This is a genomic window from Kitasatospora sp. NPDC093102 (assembly GCF_040683915.1).
In the GTDB taxonomy this organism is placed as follows: Bacteria; Actinomycetota; Actinomycetes; order Streptomycetales; family Streptomycetaceae; genus Kitasatospora.
The window spans coordinates 1-19,294 of the sequence record NZ_JBFBFA010000028.1; the positions used below are offsets into that span (position 1 = coordinate 1).

Annotated in this window: 13 protein-coding genes; 3 read left to right on the forward strand and 10 right to left on the reverse strand. The window is 74.1% G+C overall.

The genetic code is table 11. From position 1 onward, the window contains the following. Positions 1-154 precede the first annotated feature (154 nt). The 4 genes from AB0O11_RS27265 to AB0O11_RS27280 all read right to left on the reverse strand — a co-directional run bounded on the left by AB0O11_RS27265 (position 155) and on the right by AB0O11_RS27280 (position 6,001). Positions 155-1,606, reverse strand: a complete 1,452-nt coding sequence (locus tag AB0O11_RS27265) for a hypothetical protein (protein ID WP_363392060.1) — start codon at positions 1,604-1,606, stop codon at positions 155-157. Between the two features lie 136 nt (positions 1,607-1,742). Next, entirely contained in the window at positions 1,743-3,365 is a 1,623-nt protein-coding gene (locus tag AB0O11_RS27270; RefSeq protein ID WP_363392062.1) for an aromatic amino acid ammonia-lyase, read from the reverse strand. 210 nt (positions 3,366-3,575) lie between these two features. Continuing rightward, complete coding sequence (locus AB0O11_RS27275) at positions 3,576-4,778, reverse strand: cytochrome P450 (protein ID WP_363392064.1); 1,203 nt, start codon at positions 4,776-4,778, stop codon at positions 3,576-3,578. 35 nt (positions 4,779-4,813) lie between these two features. Next, positions 4,814-6,001 carry an acyltransferase gene (locus AB0O11_RS27280; RefSeq protein WP_363392066.1) on the reverse strand — a complete coding sequence of 396 codons (1,188 nt, stop codon included), beginning with the start codon at positions 5,999-6,001 and terminating at the stop codon, positions 4,814-4,816. Positions 6,002-6,207: 206 nt separating this feature from the next. On the opposite strand from AB0O11_RS27280, the gene AB0O11_RS27285 reads away from it, so the two are divergent. Further along, positions 6,208-7,683 (forward strand): MFS transporter, encoded by a 1,476-nt coding sequence (locus AB0O11_RS27285; RefSeq protein WP_363392068.1) that lies wholly within the window; start codon positions 6,208-6,210, stop codon positions 7,681-7,683. Beyond that, a complete protein-coding gene (locus AB0O11_RS27290; protein ID WP_363392070.1) occupies positions 7,680-8,714 on the forward strand; it encodes a GDSL-type esterase/lipase family protein in 1,035 nt (344 codons plus the stop codon). The genes AB0O11_RS27285 and AB0O11_RS27290 overlap by 4 nt, the downstream gene beginning before the upstream one ends. Positions 8,715-8,844: 130 nt before the next feature. On the opposite strand, the gene AB0O11_RS27295 is transcribed toward AB0O11_RS27290, so the two are convergent. The 6 genes from AB0O11_RS27295 to AB0O11_RS27320 form a co-directional block, all read right to left on the reverse strand. Then, positions 8,845-10,467, reverse strand: a complete 1,623-nt coding sequence (locus tag AB0O11_RS27295) for an ABC transporter ATP-binding protein (RefSeq protein WP_363392072.1) — start codon at positions 10,465-10,467, stop codon at positions 8,845-8,847. Next, positions 10,464-11,345 (reverse strand): ABC transporter permease, encoded by an 882-nt coding sequence (locus AB0O11_RS27300; RefSeq protein WP_363392074.1) that lies wholly within the window; start codon positions 11,343-11,345, stop codon positions 10,464-10,466. The genes AB0O11_RS27295 and AB0O11_RS27300 overlap by 4 nt, the downstream gene beginning before the upstream one ends. Further along, positions 11,342-12,301: an ABC transporter permease gene (locus tag AB0O11_RS27305; RefSeq protein WP_363392076.1), complete on the reverse strand. Its 960-nt coding sequence runs from the start codon at positions 12,299-12,301 to the stop codon at positions 11,342-11,344. The genes AB0O11_RS27300 and AB0O11_RS27305 overlap by 4 nt, the downstream gene beginning before the upstream one ends. Further along, complete coding sequence (locus AB0O11_RS27310) at positions 12,298-13,983, reverse strand: ABC transporter substrate-binding protein (RefSeq protein WP_363392077.1); 1,686 nt, start codon at positions 13,981-13,983, stop codon at positions 12,298-12,300. The genes AB0O11_RS27305 and AB0O11_RS27310 overlap by 4 nt, the downstream gene beginning before the upstream one ends. A 470-nt stretch (positions 13,984-14,453) precedes the next feature. Further along, positions 14,454-15,257 (reverse strand): IclR family transcriptional regulator, encoded by an 804-nt coding sequence (locus tag AB0O11_RS27315; protein WP_363392079.1) that lies wholly within the window; start codon positions 15,255-15,257, stop codon positions 14,454-14,456. A gap of 142 nt (positions 15,258-15,399) precedes the next feature. Continuing rightward, positions 15,400-16,689, reverse strand: a complete 1,290-nt coding sequence (locus AB0O11_RS27320; RefSeq protein ID WP_363392081.1) for a M14 family zinc carboxypeptidase — start codon at positions 16,687-16,689, stop codon at positions 15,400-15,402. Positions 16,690-17,254: 565 nt separating this feature from the next. On the opposite strand from AB0O11_RS27320, the gene AB0O11_RS27325 reads away from it, so the two are divergent. Next, positions 17,255-19,183 carry a TIGR03960 family B12-binding radical SAM protein gene (locus AB0O11_RS27325; protein ID WP_363392083.1) on the forward strand — a complete coding sequence of 643 codons (1,929 nt, stop codon included), beginning with the start codon at positions 17,255-17,257 and terminating at the stop codon, positions 19,181-19,183. Positions 19,184-19,294 lie beyond the last annotated feature (111 nt).

Sequence of the window (19,294 nt, forward strand, 5' to 3'; positions counted from 1 at the left end):
GCCACCCACCAAGCCAACAACAAGATCAAAACGACTCCCGAGACGGCGCTGGCGGCATAGGGGTTGACTCAGGAAACTCATGCGCCCACCTCGCTACGCTCGGCGAGCGCTTCGCGCAACGCGCACCTCTCGATGATGAGCTCGCTCCACTCGCTCATGCCTGGACCCCCGTGGCCTGGGCGACCTGCGCCAGTGACTCGCGCACCAGCGAGGTGAGCGGCGCGGGCAGTCGGCCCCAGTTGGCCTCCTCGTTGAGGTCCAGGACCCGGGAGAGCTTCCAGCCCAGGTACTGGCCGAGCGAGGCCAGCGGGGGCAGCTTCTCCACCGGGTGGACGGTCACCGTGTACTCCTCGAACAGCGGGGCGAGGCGCTGTTCCAGCACCTCGGACCAGGAGCCGTCCGGGGTGCCGTCGGTGGTGACCAGGCAGACGATGGTCTTGCCGCGCAGCACCAGCATGTAGTTGAACACCGAGGCGCCGGGCAGGGCCTCGGCCCACAGCGCCTCCTCCAGGTCGTCCTGGCGGATGTTGTTCTGGGCGAGCAGCAGGACGTCCTGGGCCCGGCCGAGGGTGCGCAGGACGGGTAGCCGGATGCCGCAGTCGCACGGGTCGGTCTCGATCCGGACCAGGTCGCCGGTGCGGTAGCGCAGCAGCGGGCGGGAGGGGATGTCCAGGGTGGTGACGATCAGTTCGCCCTGCACCGGCTCGCCGCCCGGGCCGAGCACGGTGGTGCGCTCGCCGTCGTCGATCTCCAGCAGGTAGCTCTGCAACTGGAGGTGCAGCCGGCGGTGTTCGCAGGTGACGGCGAGGGTGCCGGTCTCCGAGGAACCGTACGAGCCGACGTAGGCGGTGCCGCCGGTGAGGCGTTCGAGGTGGCGCAGGAAGCTGGGGCCGGTCTGCTCGGCCATCAGCAGCAGCCGGTCGAAGCGGGGCAGCGGCAGGCCGCTCAGCTGGGAGAACTGGGCCAGCTCCAGCAGCCGGGAGGGCGGTCCGACGTAGACGTTGGCGTTCAGTTCGGAGATCAGCCGCAGCACCCGGGTGTAGTCGCCGGTGATGTTGTCCACCCAGGGGCGGAAGGACATCACCCCGAGGTACTCCAGCACCTTCTCGAACTGGTAGGCGGCGGGCGCGAAGGGGGCGTTGATGAGGATCAGGGCGACGTCGGCGGGTTGCAGCAGCCGGCCCCACGTCTCGCCGATGTTGAGCGTGTTGACCAGCAGGTCGTCCACCGCCTTGGGGGCGGGGGCCGGGTCGCCGGTGGTGCCGGAGGACTCGTAGTAGTGCAGGAATTCCGACAGCGGGCGGGTGAACGCGCCGGCGCCGTGGCCTCCGAACTCCTTCTTGCCGAGGAACGGCAGCGCGGCGAAGGCGTCCAGGGCCTCGGCGGGGGGCAGCGGGGTGTCCGAGCGCAGCCGCTCGGCGAGTTCGCCGGTGAGGGTGCCGGCGTACATCGGGGAGCGCACGGCGGCGGCCAGCGTGGTGGCGAGCTTGGCGCCGTAGCGGTCGGCCGGGTCCTGGCCCTGCCAGGTGCGGTGGATCAGGGCGGTGTGGGAGTCCAGGCGCTCGGCGGCGTCCTGGCGCTGGGCGGGGTCGCGCAGTAGCAGCATCTCTGATTGCTCCTCGGGCTGGGGGAGTCACGGTCGGGACGTGCCGGTGCGGGGGAGCGGCGGGGGCCGCGGGCGGGCCGGTGGGCGGGACCGGCACACGGGCATCGGTGGAGCAGGGGACGGACGGTGCGTGGGGTCAGCGTGCGGCGAAGGGCTCAGGGAGCCCGGCGGCGCGGCGCAGCGAACCGTCCCGGACCAGGCCGGCCACGGCGGTGATGTCGCCGTCCATCCGCCGGTCGCGGTCGGTGAACGGGGCGTGCTCGCGGATCAGGCCGTGCACCTTCTGGAGGGTGGGCGAGGCCTTGCGCAGGCCGCGCAGCTCGACCGCCTGGGCGACGGCGAGCAGGTGGATCGCGGTGACGTCGCGGGCGAGCTCGACGACCGTACGGGCGTCGCGGGCGGCGATCGTGCCCATGCTCACCTTGTCCTGGTTGTGCGCCTCGGTGGACCGGGAGAAGAGCGAGGCGGGGGCGGCGGTCTTGAGCGCCTCGGCGGTGAGCGCGGAGGCGGCGATCTGCATGCCCTTGAAGCCGTGGTGCAGTCCGGCGTGGGCGTCGGTGCCGGTGGCAGGGGCGATCAGGTTGGGCGGCAGACCGCGGCTGTACTTGGGGTCGACCACCAGGGCGAGCTGGCGGTCGAGCAGGTCGGCGGTGTTGGCGACGGCGGTCTTGAGGCTGTCCATGGCCTGGCCGACGTGGCCGGCGTAGAAGTTGCCGCCGTGGTGGAGCACTCCCTCCTCGGTGTCGAACAGCGGATTGTCGGTGGAGGAGTTGACCTCGGTCTCCAGCCAGGGCCGTACCCAGTCCAGGGTGTCCCGCAGCACGCCGGTGACGTGCGGGGCGCAGCGCAGGGAGTAGGGGTCCTGGATGCGGTGTTCGTGGGTGAGGAAGCCGCGGTCGCCCAGGCGCTCCTGGCGGTCGAGGATGCCCTGGTAGTCGGTGGCGAGTTCGGAGCCGTCGAGCAGGGCGCGGACCGCGGCGGCGGAGGTGAGCTGGCCGCCGTGCGGCTTCTGGCGGTGCAGGAACGGGTGGAAGTGCGAGGCGTTGCCGCGCAGTGCCTCCACGGCGAGGGCGGTGGCGATGTCGGCGGCGGTGGCGAGTTCGGCCGCGTCGTGGGCGGCGAGGACGGCGAAGGCGGACGTGAAGGCGGTGCCGTTGATCAGCGCCAGGCCCTCCTTGGCGGAGAGCACGACCGGTTCGATGCCCTCCTCGGCGAGCGCCTCGGCGGCCGGGCGGACCCGGCCGCGGTGTAGCACCTCGCCCTCGCCGAGCAGGGCGTACGCCAGGTAGCAGAGCGGGACGAGGTCGCCGCTGGCGCCGAGCGAGCCCCGTTCGGGGATGAGCGGCAGGATGTCGGCGGCCAGGTGGCGCAGCAGGGTGTCGACCACGGCGGGGCGGATCGCGGAGGGGCCGCGGCCCAGGCAGTTGGCGCGGATCAGCTGGACGGCGCGGGCGACCTCGGGCGCGGCGGTCGGGCCGGTGCCGTTGAGGTGGTAGGTGACCAGGTTCCGCTGGAGCGCGGCGGCCCGGTCGGCGGAGATCTGGTGCGCGACGGAGTCGCCGAAGCCGGTGGTGATGCCGTACAGCGGGATGCCGCGGGCCAGCCAGTCCTCCTTGAGGGCGACGGAGGCGGCCATCTTCTCGGCGGCGGCGGGGGCGAGGACCGGTCTGGCGGCGCCGGGGCGGGCGCGGGCGACGGAGACGATGTCGGTGAGGGTCAGGTCGTGGCCGGTCAGGGCCGAAGGGGGCGTGGTGGGCATGGGTCCTCGTTCCTGGGCGGAGCGGGTGGTCCGGTCGATGTGGGACGGTGTACCGGCTGGCCCCAAGTCTCGGGACCGGCCGGGTGTTCCGTCTTCGGGCGTCGGTACGGACCGGATCCCGTCCCAACGGCCGGGCGGCGGGCGGGAACCCGGCCCAACGGACGGGCCGTCGGGCCGGGTCGCCGGGGCGTGGTGTCGGGCCGGGGGCCGTCACCACTCGACGGGCAGCGCCTTCGGACGCAGCGTCAGCAGGCCCCCGAGCCACTCGACCTGCTCGGCGGGCACCGCGAGCCGCAGCGAGGGCAGCCGGCGGGCCAGGGTGCCGAAGGCGACCTGGAGCTCCATCCGGGCGACGCCCGCGCCGGGGCAGTAGTGGGTGCCGTGGCCGAAGGCGACGTGCTTGGGGTCGGTGCGGGTGAGGTCGAGCCGCTCCGGGTCGTCCACCCGGCGGATGTCGCGGCCGGCCGCGTGCATCACCGGGATGACGCCCTCGCCCCTGGCGACCGGGGTGCCGGCCAGCTCCAGGTCCTCGGTGGCGATCCGCATGAAGCCGATCTCGGACGGCGGGGCGTAGCGCAGCAGTTCCTCGGTCGCGTTCTCCAGCAGGTCGGGGCGCTCGGTGAGCAGCCGCCACTGGTCGGGGTGGCGCAGCAGCTGGTAGAGCGCCCGGGAGACGGCGCTGACGGTGGTGTCGTGGCCGGCCACCAGCAGGTTGATGCCGAGCCAGACCAGTTCGCGCTCGTCGAGGCGGTCCTGGTCGTCGCGGGCCGCGATGAGGGTGGAGAGCAGGTCCTCGCCGGGGTTCGCGCGGCGTTCGGCGACCAGCCCGGCGACGTACGCGGCGGACTCCTGGCGGGCGGCGAGCCGCTCCTCGGGGGTGTGGGCGGTGATGGAGACCAGCCGGTCGGTCCACTGCTGGAGCAGTGGGCGGTCCTCGACCGGGGCGCCGACCATCTCGCAGATCACCCAGACCGGCAGCACGGCCGCGAAGTCGTGGTGCAGGTCGGCCGGACGGGGACCTTCGACCAGGCGGTCGATCAGCTCGTCGGCGATCTCGGCCACCCGGGAGCGCCAGCGCTCGGCCTTGCGCGGGGTGAAGGCGGGGGCGATCAGCCGGCGCAGCCGGGCGTGGTCGGGGCCCTCCTGGTTGAGCAGGTTGTACGGGTTGTCGGAGAAGTCCTCGCCGGAGACGGTGCGCACGGCGCCCGGCTCGCGCAGGGCGGCTCGGGACAGCCGCTGGTCGGAGAGCGCGGAGACGACCTCGTCGTAGCCGGTGACCAGCCAGGCCTGGTCGCCGCTGGGCAGCCGGACCCGGCTGACCGGGCACTTGGCGCGCAGTTCGGCGAACTCGGCGGGCGGCTCGCCGTAGGGGGAGAGCGGGAGGGGGTAGGCGGTGAGGTCCTGATCGGTCATCGGTCTGCCTCTCGGTCGGATCGCTGTGGTCGCGGTCAGGTGGTCGTGGCTTCGGTCAGGTGGCCGGCGGCCGGGTCGGACGCGGGCGCCGGGCCCGTCGGGGGGCCCGGGGGCACGGAGCCGGTGGGGCGCCGGCGGGGCGTGCCGAGCAGCCGTACCGCCGGGAGCTCGACGTAGCGGTGCAGGAGTCCGGCGAGCAGCCAGGCGGCGGTGAACGCGCCGAGCAGCAGCGCGGCGGCGACCGGGGTGGTGAAGGTCCGTCCGGCGCCGAGGGCGCGGTGGCCGTGGTCCAGGATCAGCCGGTGGACCAGGTAGAAGGCGAAGGTCCAGCTGCCGAGGGTGACCAGTGGGCGGGAGGTGAGGAAGGTGCGCCTGCCGGCCACGTCGCGGGCGGCGAGTGCGGGCAGCAGCAGGGCGATCGGGATGATCGCGGGGGTGGTCAGCCCCCACAGGAACGGCAGCTGCTTGGCCAGGAGCTGGGCCGGGACGAGGAGCAGCGCGGCGGGCAGCGCCCCGATCGGCAGCCGGCGGCCGGTGAGGACGATCCGGGCGAGCAGGATGCCCAGCACGAACTCCAGCAGCCGCACCGGCGGGAACACGTAGACGAACCAGAACTGCCACACCGAGCCGGAGCCGAACGGCAGCGGCGGACGGTCCGGCAGCAGGGCGGAGGCGGCCGGGACGAGCAGGACCGCGGCGATCACAGCGGCGGTCCAGGCCCAGAGCCGCTCGGGGCGGATCCTCCGGATCCAGCGCACCAGCAGCGGGAAGGCGGCGTAGAAGAAGACCTCGCAGGAGATCGACCAGCTGACGTCGTTGAGGCTGGAGAAGACCTCGCGGTCCGGGTTCCAGGTGTGCACCAGGAACAGGTTGGGAACGGCCTGACGGGCGGTGGCCGCCGTGCCGGCCACCGCGAGCAGCACCAGCGCGGCGGCCCAGGTGAGCACGTGCAGCGGGTAGATCTTGGCGGCCCGGCGACGCCAGAAGCCGCGGGCGCCGTGGCCGGGGCGGGAGCCCCAGGTGATCACGAAGCCGCTGAGGACGAAGAAGCAGCTGATCGCGGTCCAGGCGACGTTGCCGACGAACCAGGCGTAGGCGTCGGCGACCCCCGCGTCGCCGAACGGTTTCTCCATGTCCGCGTGGAAGGCGAAGACCGGGACCACGATCAGGAACCTGATGCCGGTGAGCGAGGGCAGGCGGGGACGTCTGACGGATTCGGGCATGGGTGGGCAACTCCCCCGTGGGTAGGGCCGATATTTCTAAGGTTCGGCAATTATCAAACAATAGGAAGTCAACTCCTCGTGATGCAAGGGGCGTTGGGGTTCGTGAGGCGTGGAGATTGTTTGACGCTAGATGATTTGGCTGCTACGTTCGCTCCACTTGATTGAGATGCAGACGATTGTCTGCCAGATGGATAGGGAGAGGGCCGATGCCGGACACGGCGCCCCGCACCCTCGGCGCACACAAGGGGTTGGCACTCCTGGTGCTCTGCGCCCAGCTCTTCCTCGACTCGATGGACGTCTCCCTGATGGGTGTCGCCCTGCCGGAGATCAAGCAGGACCTCGGCCTCGGGCCGGAGACGCTGCAATGGATCATCTCCGGCTACGCCGTCGCCTACGGCGGCTTCCTGCTGCTCGGCGGCCGCGCCGCCGACCTCTTCGGCCGGCGCCGGCTGTTCTTCTGGGCCACCGCCGTGTTCGCCCTGGTCAGCCTCGCCGGCGGGCTCGTCTCCGACGGCACCCTGCTGGTCGTCAGCCGCGTCATCAAGGGCGTCGCGGCCGCCTTCATCGCCCCCGCGGCGATGTCGATCATCACCACCACGTTCAAGGAGGGCCCCGAGCGCACCCGCGCGATGGGCATCTTCTCCCTCACCGGCGCCAGCGGCTACGCGGCCGGCCTGGTGTTCTCCGGCGTCCTGACCGAACTGCACTGGCGGCTCATCTTCTTCGTCCCCTTCGTCGTCGCCTCGCTGGTCCTCGCCATCACCAACTACGCCGTCGCCCCCGACCGGCCGCGCACCGGCGAGCGGCCCGGCTTCGACGCGGCCGGCGCGCTCACCGCCACCGCCGGCGTCCTGCTGCTCGTCCTCGGACTCGTCCGCGCCCCCGAGGTCGGCTGGGGCTCCACCGCCACCCTCGGCTCGCTGATCGCCGCCGTCGTGCTGCTGGTCGTCTTCGTGGTCATCCAGCAACGCCGCACCGACCCGCTGCTGCCGCTGCGGATCTTCCGCTCGCGCACCCTGTCCACCGCCAACACCGTCGGCCTGGTCTGGGCCTGCGCCACCATCGGCTGGCAGTTCATCGCCCTGCTCTACCTCCAGCAGGTGCTCGGCTACAGCGCCCTCCAGGCGGGCCTGGCGATCGTCCCGATGGCCGCCGCGATCCTGCTCGCCGTCAACCTCGCACCCAAGCTGATCAACCGCTCCGGGCTGCGCCCGGCGGCCGTCCTCGGGCTGCTCCTCCAGGGCGGCGGCATCCTGCTGTTCCTGCGCACCGGCACCGACAGCGATTACCCGAGCGTCCTGCTGCCCGCGCTGATCGTGCACGGGCTCGGCAACGGCACCAGCTTCCTCGCCTTCAACATCGCCGCCGTCAGCGGCGTGAAGAACGAGGACCAGGGCCTGGCCACCGCGCTGGTCACCGCCGCCCTCCAACTCGGCGGCGGCATCGGCGTCGCGGTCGGCGCGGCGGTGCTCACCGGCGTCGGCGGCGCCTCGCCCTCGCTCTCCGCGTACCACTGGGCCTTCCTGGTGGCCGCGGTGTTCTCGGCCGTCGGGCTGGTCGCCGCCGCCCTCGGGCTGGGCGCACCGAAGGGCGGGGCCGCTACGGAGGGCGGGGCCGCTACGGAGGCCCCGGCCGGCGAGGCCCCGGCCCGGGTCGTGGACCTCCAGGAGGACCGGGCGTGACCGCCACCCGGCCCGCCGCCACCGCCGTCGAACGGCTCGCCCCGGACGACCCCCGGCTCTCCTGGGACGGCATCAGCGGCCTGGCCCGCCACGAGGACCGCTGGATCCCGCTGCGCCTGCCGCTGGACCGGGTGGCGACCACGCTCTCCGCCGACTTCGCCCGCCTCGCGCAGCTCCCGGCCGGCGCCCGCTTCGGTCTGCGCACCGACGCCGTCGAACTGGTCCTGGAACTGGACGCCGAACCCGGCAGCGCACCGCTGGACGTGGTGGTGGACGGCGTCGTCGCCCACCGCTGGCACCCGGTGTCCGGCCGCCGCCGGCTGGCCCTGCCGCTGCCCGCCGGCGCGAACGGCCCGGCCGAGGTGGAGGTCTGGCTGCCGCACCTCAGCCGCACCCGGATCGGCCGGCTCTCGCTGCGCGGCCACCGGGTGCTGGAGCCCCTCGAACGCACCGGCCCGCGCTGGATCGCCTACGGCAGCTCGCTCACCCACGCGATGTTCCCGCACGGCCCGTCGGAGAGCTGGGTCTCCCTGGTGGCCGTCCGGCACGGCTGGCGGCTGCGCAACCTCGGCTTCGCCGGGGAGGCGTACCTGGACCCGCTGGTCGCCCGGGTCGTCCGGGACACCCCGGCCGAGCTGATCACCCTGGAGATCGGCACCAACGCCTACATCCGCAGCGTGTTCACCGCGCGCAGCTGGGGCTCGGCGGTGTGCGGCTTCGTCGAGACCATCCGCGACGGCCATCCCGACACTCCGGTCGCGGTGATCGCCGCGCTGCCCTCGGTGGAGCGGGAGAAGGCGGTGAACGCCGTCGGACTCACCCTGGAGGGCATCCGCGAGCTGACCGGCGAGGCGGTCCGGGTGCTCCAGCGGCTCGGCGACCCGCGGCTGCACCTGGTCGACGGCCGGGACGTGCTGCCCGTCGCCGATGCCGACCGGGTCTACGCGGACGGGCTGCACCCGACCCCGGACGGCGAGCACGACCTCGCCGACCGGGCCGCGCCGATCCTCCGGCGGCTCCTGCCGGGCTGACGGCCGGCCGAACGGCGGCCGGCAGGACGACGGCCAGGTCGAACGGCGGCCCGGCCGAACGGTGGCCGGACCCGAACGACGGTGCCCCGACGGGACGTTCCCGCCGGGGCACCGCCGTGTGCCGGATCCGTCAGGCCGCCGAGATCCGCGCGGGCAGCCGGGGCACCGCCGCGAGCAGCTGCCGGGTGTACGGGTGCTCGGGCGACCGGAACACCCGCTCGGCCGGGCCGTACTCGACCGCCCGGCCGTCCTTCATCACCAGCACCCGGTCGCTCACCTGCCGCACCACCGCGAGGTCGTGCGAGATGAACAGCATCGCCAGGCCCAGTTCGGCCCGCAGCCGGGCCAGCAGCTCCAACACCTGCGCCTGCACCGAGACGTCCAGCGCCGACACCGGCTCGTCGCAGACCAGCAGCCGCGGCCCGGTGGCCAGCGCCCGGGCGATCGCCACCCGCTGACGCTGCCCGCCGGACAGCCCGCGCGGCCGCCGCTCCAGGTGCTGCTCGCCGAGGCCCACCTGCGTGAGAAGTTCGAGCGCCCGCTCCCGCCGGGCCGGGCCGCGGGCCACCCCGGCGACCGCCAGCGCCTCGGCCAGGATCCGCCGGACCGTGAAGCGCGGATCGAAGGAGGCCAGCGGGTCCTGGTGGACCAGCTGCACCGCGGGCCGGGCCGGACGGCGCTCGCGCTCGGGCAGCGCGCTCCACGGCCGGCCGTCCAGCAGCACCTCCCCGGCGTCCGGGTCCAGCATGCCCATCACCAGCTGGGCGGTGGTGCTCTTGCCGGAGCCGGACTCGCCGACGATGCCCAGGGTCTCGCCGGGGGCGAGCCCGAACGAGACGTCGGCGACGGCCTCCCGCAGGCCGCCGTCCGGGGTGCGGTAGCGCTTCACCAGGCCCCGGGCGGTGAGGAGCCGGCCCTTCTCCTCGTCGTCCTCGTCGACCGCGGCGGGGGCGGGGGCGGGGACCGGGCGGTCCGGATCGGGGGCGGCGGCCAGCAGCATCCGGGTGTACGGGTGCTCGGGCGCGCCCAGCACCCGCTCGGCCGGGCCGCTCTCCACGATCCGGCCGTCCTTCATCACCGCGATCCGGTCCGCCAGCCGGGCCACCACCGCCAGGTCGTGGCTGATCAGCAGCAGGGCCGTCCCCTCGGCCTTCAACTCGCCCAGCAGATCCAGCACCTGGGCCTGCACGGTGACGTCCAGTGCGGTGGTCGGCTCGTCCGCGACCAGCACCCGCGGCCCGGCCGCCAGCGCGGAGGCGATCAGCGCCCGCTGGCGCAGCCCACCGGAGAGCTGGTGCGGGTACTGGCGGGCCCGCTCGGCCGGCTCCGGCACCCCGACGTCACGCAGCAACTCCTCGACCCGGCCCGGAACTTCGGCCTTCGGCAGAACCCGGTGGGCGAGCAGCGGCTCACCCACCTCGGCGCCCACCCGGCGCAGCGGGTCCAGCGCGGACAGTGCGTCCTGGAGCACCAGCCCGATCGTCCGGCCGCGCACCCGGCGCCACTCCCGCTCGCCGAAGGCGGCGGCGTCCCGGCCCTCGACCAGGAACCGCTCGGCCCGTACGGCGGCACCGGGCGCGGTCAGCCCGACCAGCGTCCGGGCCGTGACGCTCTTGCCCGAGCCGGACTCGCCGACCAGCGCCAGGCACTCGCCCGCCGACAGCGACAGCGACACCCCGGCCACCGCCGTGGTCCGCCGTCTTCCGTGACCGAACTCGACGCTCAGGCCCTCCAGTTCGATGAGCGGGCTCATGGTGTCCGTCCTTCCAGGTGGCGGTGCAACTGTCGGCCGAGCACGGTGATCGCGACCACCACCGCGGTGACGGCGGCCCCCGGGAACACCGCGATCCACCAGGCGGTGGACAGGAAGTCGCGGCCCTGCGAGAGCATTGCCCCCCACTCCGGGGCGGGCGCCTTGGGCCCGAGGCCGAGGAAGCTGAGCGCCGAGCCCGAGACCACGGCGGTCCCGACGGCCAGCGTGGCGGGCACCGTCAGCGGCCCCAGCGTGTTCGGCAGCACGTGCCGCAGCACCACGGCCGTCCGCGGCACCCCGAGCGCCGTCGCGGCGCGCACGTACTCCGAGCCGCGCACCACCATCGCCTGCCCGCGCACCAGCCGGGCGAAGCCGGGGGTGGCCGCGATCGCGATGGCCAGCAGCGCGTTGCCGGTGCCCGGGCCCACCACCGCGATCACCAGCAGGGCGAGCAGCAGTTCGGGCAGCGCCAGCAGGACGTCCACCGCGCGCATCGCCACCTGGTCGCCGATCCGGCCGGACAGCGCGGCCGGCAGGCCGACCAGCAGGCCCGCCAGGACCGACAGGGCCGTCGCGCCGAGCCCGATCAGCAGCGAGTACCGGGCGCCGTGCACCACCCGGGCGTACACGTCCCGGCCCAACTGGTCGGTGCCCAGCCAGTGTTCGGACCCGGGCGGGGTGAGCGCGGCGACCGGGTCGGCCGCCGTCGGGTCGGCGTGCGCGAGCAGCCCGGGCCAGGCACAGGCGAGTACCGCCGCCGCCAGGACCAGCGCGGCGAGCAGCGTCCCGGGCCGCACCCGGGCGGCCCGCCCACTGCCCGAACGGACCGACCGGGCGGCCGGTTCGGGAACGGGTGCCCGCACCACGGAGCCGGTCATGCCGCCACCTCCCGCAGCCGGCCGGCGCCGCGCAGCCGGGGGTCGATCAGCAGGTAGAGCGCGTCCACCGCGGTGTTCACCACCAGGTAGACCGCGGCGGACAGCAGGATCAGCCCGATCACCACCGGCAGGTCGTGCCCGGTGACCGCGCCCAGCGCCACCCGGCCGAGCCCCGGGCGGGCGAACACCGTCTCCACCAGGACCGTCCCGCCCAGCAGCCCGCCGACCAGCCAGCCGCCCAGCGTGACCGCCGGCACCAGCGCGTGCCGCAGCGCGTGCCGGCCGCGCAGCGCCAGCGGACCGATCCCGCGCGAGCGGGCGGTCAGCGCGAACGGCTCGTGCAGCGCCGACTCCAGGCCCTCGCGCAGCACCTGCGAGAGCAGCGAGCCGAACGGCACCGCCAGGGTCACCGCCGGCAGCACCAGCGACTCCCAGCCCTCCGCCCCTGCGACCGGGAACAGCCGCAGGTGGAACGAGAACAGCGTGAGCAGCAGGACGCCCAGCCAGAACGGCGGGGTGGAGATCGCCAGCAGCTCCGCCCCGGACGCCGCGCCGCGCACCGCCCGTCGCCGCCCGGCGGTGGTCACCGCGGACACCAGGGCGAACAGCAGGATCAGCCCGAAGGCCGTCAGCGCGAGCGCGGCGGTCGGGCCCAGCTGCTCGCCGATGATCCGGCTCACCGGCTGCTGCTGCTGGTACGAGCGGCCGAGGTCGCCGCGCAGCAGCCGGCCGAGGTAGGTCAGGTACTGCGCGAACAGCGGGCGGTCCAGCCCGAACTCCCGGGTGATCTCGGCCCGGACGGCCTCCGAGCCGGTGGTCACCGAGCCTCCGAGCAGGGTCGACACCGGGTCACCGGGCACCAGGTGCAGCGCCAGGAACCCCAGGGTGGCCGCGCCCCAGAGCACCAGGACCGCGCCGCCCAGCCGGTGCAGCACCGCGCGGGCCACGCGCGTCACTTGGTCTTCCAGACGCCGGCGAACTGCGGCCAGGCGTTCGCGTCGAACGCCAGGCCCCGGACGAGCTGCGAGTGCCCGATCAGGTTGGTGGTCACGTACAGCGGCAGCACCGTGCCGTGCTCCACCGCCCACCGCTCGGCCTTGGTGTAGTTCGCCTTGCGGGTCGCCGGATCGGTGGTCGCCGCGCCCGCCGTCAGCCAGCCGTCGAGCTCCGGGTCCTTGCTGAGCGACACGTTCTGGCCGCCCGCCGCCGGGGTGTCGGCGCTGAGGTAGAAGCCCGCCAGGATCGCCGGGTCGGCCCGCACCCAGGAGTTGTCCCACAGGTCGTAGTCGCCGCTCGCGTAGATCTTGAAGTAGGTGCCGTTGTCGATCGAGTCGCGCACCAGCTCGATCCCGGCCTTCTTCAGATCGGCCTGGATGCCCGCCGCCAGGGTGTCGCGCTGGTCGCGCACCAGCGAGGCGATGTACGGCCAGTGCAGGGTCAGCCGCCTGCCGTCCTTCACCCGGTAGCCGTCCGCGTCCTTGGTGCTCCAGCCGGCCTCGTCGAGCAGCCGGCCGGCCGCCGCCGCGTCGTGCGGCAGGGCGTCCTTCAGCCCGGCCTCGTACGCTGCCGGGGTCGTCGGGCTGAGCGGGCTCCAGGCGCGCTCGTACTCACCGAAGTAGATGCTCCTGACCAGCGCGTCCACGTCCACCGACCGCTGGACGGCCCGGCGCACCCGCTCGTCCTGCAGCGGCCCCCGGGCGGTGTTCAGGAACAGTGAGTAGACCACGCCGGGGTTCTGCGTGCGGTTCACCTCGATGCCGGCTGCCGCCCGCACCGTGCGCACCGCGGTGACCGGCAGCGTGGCCGCGTCCACCTGGCGGCTGGTCAGCGCACCGGAGCGGACCGAGTCCTCGGGCAGGAAGCGGATCGTCAGCCCGTCCAGGTACGGCGCGCCCTGGTTCGCGGCGCCCTCCGGGGCCCACGCGTAGGCGTCGTTGGGCTTGAACTCGACGTGGTCGTTCTTGACGTACTCGGTCTCCCTGAACGGCCCGGTGCCCACCGAGGCCGCGCCGCCCGCGCACAGCTGGTCCGCCTTCTCCACCAGCGACTTCGGGGAGGCGATGCCCAGGTACGGGGTGGCCGCCGCCTGGAGGAACGGCACGTACGGCTCGGCGAAGGACACCCGGACGGTGTGCGGGTCGACCACCTCCGCACCGGTGTACGGGCCGAGCAGGCTGGCCGCGTACAGCGACTTGGTCCTCGGGTCCTTGACGTGGTCGAGATTGGCCTTCACCGCGGCCGCGTCGAACGCCGTGCCGTCGTGGAAGGTGACGCCCTCGCGCAGTTGGAAGGTGTACGTCCTGGCGTCCGGTGAGATCTGCCAGGACTTCGCCAGCCACGGGTGGAAGGCGCCCTTGTCGTCCAGGTACACCAGCGAGTCGAAGACGTTGCGCTGGATCACCGCCGTCACGTCGCCGGGGCTGACGTGCGGGTCCAGGCAGGACGTGCCGACCGCCACCGCGTACGTCAGGGTGCCGCCGCGCACCGGAGCCCCTGCGGCACCCGCGCCCGGCCCGGCCGGGCCGGCCGAGGAGCAGCCCGCGAGCAGCACGGCGGCCAGGCCGGCGGCGGGCACGGCCGAGGGGACGGCGAACGGACGGAGGGTGCGACGGGCCGCGGGCACGGGTCTGCTGGGCATGGGTGACTCCTTGGTGTTGCCGGTGGAGGGCGTACGGGACCGCCGCCGGGCGCGGGCGCGCACGACGGGGCGGGGGAGAGAGGGGAGAGACGGGTCGGGCGGAGTGTCGCCCGGGTCAGGCCGTCGGGCGGCCCGGGAGCGGCCCGGGCGCCGGATCGGCCGTCGGACCTGGCTTTGGATCAGGTAGCGGATCCGCCGTCGGGCCCTGTGCCGGGCCCTGATCCGGCCTCAGGCCCAGGTACGGAACAGGGCGCCGGGCACACCGGTGCCACGGGCGCGGTCGAGAGTGCGACATCGGTCGCGGCGGGCCGGACCGTCCGCCGACGGGGCGACGACCCGCACGGCCGGGATCCTGCCACCGCTGCTGTGCACTGCGGCCTCCGATGCCTGCGCGTCCGCCCGTTTCGCGCACCAGGGTGCCCGCTGCCGGCAGTACCCGGCCACCGCGGCGTTTCACCCAGTGGAACGCGTCACCTGATGGCGCGTGCCTCCTCCGCCGCCACCGAGCGCGCGACCTCGTCCGCCATCAGCCGCCCCGCCTCGCGCAACCGCCCCTCGTACCGGGCCGGATCCGCCGGCGACGCCACCACCAGCCCCAGCGCGGCCAGCAGCGAACCGTCCGGATGGAACACCGGCACCGCCGCCGCCCCGTACGCCGGCTGCATCTCCCGCCGCGCGTACCCGACGCCCCCGCGCCGCACCGCCGCCAGCTCCCGGGCCAGCCGACCCGGCGCCACCACCGTGTACCGGGTGTGCCGCGCGCCCGCCGCGGACAGACCCGCCGTCACCTCCCGGACCAGCGCCTGCGGCGCGTACGCCAGCAGCACCCGGCCCACCGCCGTGGCGTGCAGGTCCATCCGCCCGCCCACCCGCACCTGGAACGGCGAGGACTGCACCGCCGCACCCGGCAGCCGGTCCAGCAGCAGCGCCGAACGGCCGTCCAGCGCCGCCACCAGCGCGGTCTGCCCGGTCCGCTCGTGCAGTTCCTGCAGGGCCGGCTGCGCCAGCTCCCGGATCCGGCGCAGGCACGGCGCCAGCGCCCCCAACGCCCACAGCCGCCGCCCCAGCCGGTACCCGCCGTCCCGCTGCCGCTCCAGCGCACCCCAGGCGACGAGCTCCCGCACCATCCGCAGCGCCGTCGGCGCCGGCAGCCCGGCCTGCCGCGCGATCTCGGCCAGCCGCAGCGACTCCCGCTCCCCGTCGAACGCCTCCAGCACCGCGAACACCCGCCCGGCCACCGACCGCCCCCCGGCCTCCCCCGAATTCCCCGCCACCCGCCCCACCCTCCTCCGCTGCCGTCCGCACCCCGTCCCCCGCCCCAACACCCGCACCGGGCAGCCCGATTCCGCCGCGCGGCCCCGGCGGACCAGCGCCCTGCCGGGGCCGCGCGGCACCCACCTCCGCCGGCGGGTCGGGTCAGCTCAGGCAGTCGGCGGTGGTGAGGACGGCGCGGGTCTGGTGGGCGAGTTGCTCCTGGACGGGGACCCAGCGGGCGCCGAAGCGGTGGCGCAGCCGGTCCAGGCAGTCGGTGACGACGGCGCGGGCGCGGTCGCGGGCGGCCTCCGCAGCGGGGCCGCGGGCGTCGGCGAGCAGCCGCAGCAGGATCGACGCGACCCGCAGCGGCACGCGGGCCGCGACCAGCCCGGCGGTGGTCACCCGGGAGGCGGTGAGCGGCTCGGCGCCCCAGCGGTCCAGCCACTCCTCGGCCACCCGCGGGGCGACCGCCAGGCTGAACTCGGCGGTGTGCAGCAGCGGGCCGTACGCCTCGTGCCGGTGCGCGGGGACGCTCGGGAGCAGGGCGGCGAGCTCCTCGGTGCGCGCGGTGAGGTCCCGGGCCGCCGCCGCGAGGGCCTGGGCGCCGGCCGGGTGGGGGCGGGCGTCGCCGACCGCGTCGACGGCCCACATCGGGACCTCCAGCACGGCGGTGACCGCGCCGTACCGGGCCGCGTACGACCAGGTGGACAGCTCCGGCTCGTCCGGCAGGGCCCGGGAGCCCCCGGCGCCCGGAGCCGGCATCAGGTAGGTGCCGGGGTCCGGGCTGGCCCAGCCGATCGCGTCGTAGGAGTCCACGTCGAGCGGGACACCGGCCCGCTCCGCGGAGCGGGCGAACCGCCCGGCCAGGCCCCGGACCGGGCGGGTGAGCTGGACGAACGCGCCGCCGAAGTCCACCCCGTGCAGCGAGCACTGGAGGAAGGGACGCAGCTCGTCGATCAGGCCGGTCAGCGCCAGGCTCTCCGGCATCGGCGGCCGGCCGGAGCCGGGGGCGGGCAGCAGCTCGGGCTGCTCCTCGAAGGAGGGGCGGAAGAAGTGCTCGTAGTGGCGCCGCATGGTGAGCGGACCGTCCAGCCAGCCGGCGTTGAGCGAGGCGCCGTCCGGGTCGAGGCAGAGCAGCAGGTGCCAGGAGAGGCCGGGGCAGGCGGGGCGGTCCAGCAGCACCTCGGCGAGCCGGACGGTCCCGGCGGTGCCGATCGGTTCGTTGGGGTGCGGGCCGCCGACCACCAGCGCCGCACGCGGCCCGCGGTCCACGGAGAGCAGCATCAGCGGCCGTCCGGCCCGGGAACGGCCCACCTCGCGCAGCCGGCAGCGGTCCGGGTGCCGCAGTGCGAGCCGCCGCGCGGCGGATTCGGCCTGGGCCGGCGTGGGGTAGCGGGCCGGCCGGGTGTCGAGGGTCCGGAGGGGGCGGATCCGCCGACCGGTGTCGGTCATGGTTCTCCTTGCGCCGGTCGTACGGCCGCCGGGGCGCAGGCGTGCGGGTGCGCCGCCGGGCACGGCGTGCGGGCGGGGGACGGGGGCGAGGGCGGGGCACCGCGGGCCGGGGACGGCGGCCGCGCGGGGGACGGGACAGGGCCTGGCGGGGGCGGACGGGGCCGTACTGGGGCGGCCCGTGGAGGAGAGAAGGGCACGCCGGCCGGAAAACCGACGAGGGCCGAGCCTACGACTCAACTTCCTTGTCCGGAAGGGGTGCAGATGTCTTTGGCGGAGCCCTGTCAGTACCGCACGGGCCGTCCGGGCGTGTCAACGGCGGACGGCACCGGCCGGCGGGCGCGCACCGCGCGTGCCGGGGCGGGCACCCGCGGGCGCGGGCGGAGACCGGCGGACGGCGGCGGGTGCGGGCGGAGACGGGCGGACACCGGCCGGCCGGGTCACGCCGGAGCGCGGAGGGCCCGTGATCCGGGGCAGACGGCCCGTTCCCCGGATTGGGCTACCCTTGAGGGTCACCCCTCCCGTGCCGACTCGCGGCACCGAATCACGTCGTAAGGGTTCCTAGTACATGACTGTCGAATCGGTCTTCCCACGCCTGGAGGCACTCCTCCCGCACGTCCAGAAGCCGATCCAGTACGTCGGCGGCGAGCTGAACTCGACCGTCAAGGACTGGGACGCCTGCGACGTCCGCTGGGCACTGATGTACCCCGACGCCTACGAGGTCGGCCTGCCCAACCAGGGCGTCATGATCCTCTACGAGGTGCTGAACGAGCGCGAGGGTGTGCTCGCCGAGCGCACCTACAGCGTCTGGCCGGACCTCGAGGCGCTGATGCGCGAGCACGACGTCCCGCAGTTCACCGTGGACGCCCACCGCCCGGTGAAGGCCTTCGACGTGTTCGGCCTCTCGTTCTCCACCGAGCTCGGCTACACCAACATGCTGACCGCGCTCGACCTCGCCGGCATCCCGCTGGAGGCCAAGGACCGCACCGACGAGGACCCGATCGTCCTGGCCGGCGGCCACGCGGCCTTCAACCCGGAGCCGATCGCGGACTTCCTGGACGCGGCGGTGGTCGGCGACGGCGAGCAGGCCGTGCTCGACATCACCGACATCATCCGCGCCTGGAAGGCCGAGGGCCGCCCGGGCGGCCGGGACGAGCTGCTGCTGCGCCTGGCCCGCACCGGCGGGGTGTACGTCCCGAAGTTCTACGACGTGGAGTACCTGGCCGACGGCCGGATCGGCCGCGTGGTGCCGAACGCCCCGGGCGTGCCGTGGCGGGTGTCCAAGCACACCGTGATGGACCTGGACGAGTGGCCGTACCCGAAGCAGCCGCTGGTCCCGCTCGCGGAGACGGTGCACGAGCGGATGTCCGTGGAGATCTTCCGCGGCTGCACCCGCGGCTGCCGCTTCTGCCAGGCCGGCATGATCACGCGCCCCGTGCGGGAGCGAAGCATCACCGGCATCGGCGAGATGGTGGAGCGCGGGCTGAAGGCGACCGGCTTCGAGGAGGTCGGCCTGCTGTCGCTGTCCAGCGCCGACCACACCGAGATCGGCGAGATCGCCAAGGGCCTGGCGGACCGGTACACCGAGGACAAGATCGGCCTGTCGCTGCCGTCCACCCGCGTCGACGCCTTCAACATCGACCTCGCCAACGAGCTGTCCCGCAACGGGCGCCGCTCGGGCCTCACCTTCGCTCCCGAGGGCGGCAGCGAGCGCATGCGCAAGGTGATCAACAAGATGGTGTCGGAGGAGGACCTGATCCGCACCGTCGCCACCGCGTACGGCAACGGCTGGCGCCAGGTGAAGCTGTACTTCATGTGCGGCCTGCCCACCGAGACCGACGAGGACGTGCTCCAGATCGGCGAGATGGCGAAGAACGTCATCCAGAAGGGCCGGGAGGTCACCGGCCAGAACGACATCCGCTGCACCGTCTCCATCGGCGGGTTCGTGCCCAAGCCGCACACCCCGTTCCAGTGGGCCCCGCAGCTGTCCGCCGAGGCCACCGACGCCCGCCTGGCCAAGCTGCGCGACTCGATCCGCGGCGACCGCAAGTACGGCAAGAACATCGGCTACCGCTACCACGACGGCAAGCCGGGCATCGTCGAGGGCCTGCTCTCCCGCGGCGACCGCCGGGTCGGTGCGATCATCCGCGAGGTCTACGAGGACGGCGGCCGCTTCGACGGCTGGCGCGAGTACTTCTCGTACGACCGCTGGATGGCCTGCGCCGACAAGGCCCTGGCCGGCACCGGCGTCGACGTCGACTGGTACACCACCCGCGAGCGCTCCTACGAGGAGGTGCTGCCCTGGGACCACCTGGACAGCGGCCTCGACAAGGACTGGCTCTGGGAGGACTGGCAGGACGCCCTGGAGGAGGTCGAGGTCGACGACTGCCGCTGGACCCCGTGCTTCGACTGCGGCGTGTGCCCCCAGATGGACACCCACATCCAGATCGGCCCCACCGGCAAGAAGATGCTCCCGCTGACGGTCGTCAACAAGTAGCAAGCATGGCTTTGACCCCTGTCGAATATATTCGACAGGGGTCTTGCCATCTCATAAACAACTTGCAATCCGGAGGTTGTTTATGGCACTTTGATATATCCAGTGGAGGTG

Coding starts and splice junctions, on each gene's coding strand:
- AB0O11_RS27285 (WP_363392068.1), top strand. CDS start 6,208: ATGCCGGACACGGCGCCCCGCACCCTCGGCGCACACAAGGGGTTGGCA.
- AB0O11_RS27270 (WP_363392062.1), bottom strand. CDS start 3,365: ATGCCCACCACGCCCCCTTCGGCCCTGACCGGCCACGACCTGACCCTC.
- AB0O11_RS27320 (WP_363392081.1), bottom strand. CDS start 16,689: ATGACCGACACCGGTCGGCGGATCCGCCCCCTCCGGACCCTCGACACC.
- AB0O11_RS27300 (WP_363392074.1), bottom strand. CDS start 11,345: ATGACCGGCTCCGTGGTGCGGGCACCCGTTCCCGAACCGGCCGCCCGG.
- AB0O11_RS27275 (WP_363392064.1), bottom strand. CDS start 4,778: ATGACCGATCAGGACCTCACCGCCTACCCCCTCCCGCTCTCCCCCTAC.
- AB0O11_RS27295 (WP_363392072.1), bottom strand. CDS start 10,467: ATGAGCCCGCTCATCGAACTGGAGGGCCTGAGCGTCGAGTTCGGTCAC.
- AB0O11_RS27325 (WP_363392083.1), top strand. CDS start 17,255: ATGACTGTCGAATCGGTCTTCCCACGCCTGGAGGCACTCCTCCCGCAC.
- AB0O11_RS27265 (WP_363392060.1), bottom strand. CDS start 1,606: ATGCTGCTACTGCGCGACCCCGCCCAGCGCCAGGACGCCGCCGAGCGC.
- AB0O11_RS27280 (WP_363392066.1), bottom strand. CDS start 6,001: ATGCCCGAATCCGTCAGACGTCCCCGCCTGCCCTCGCTCACCGGCATC.
- AB0O11_RS27310 (WP_363392077.1), bottom strand. CDS start 13,983: ATGCCCAGCAGACCCGTGCCCGCGGCCCGTCGCACCCTCCGTCCGTTC.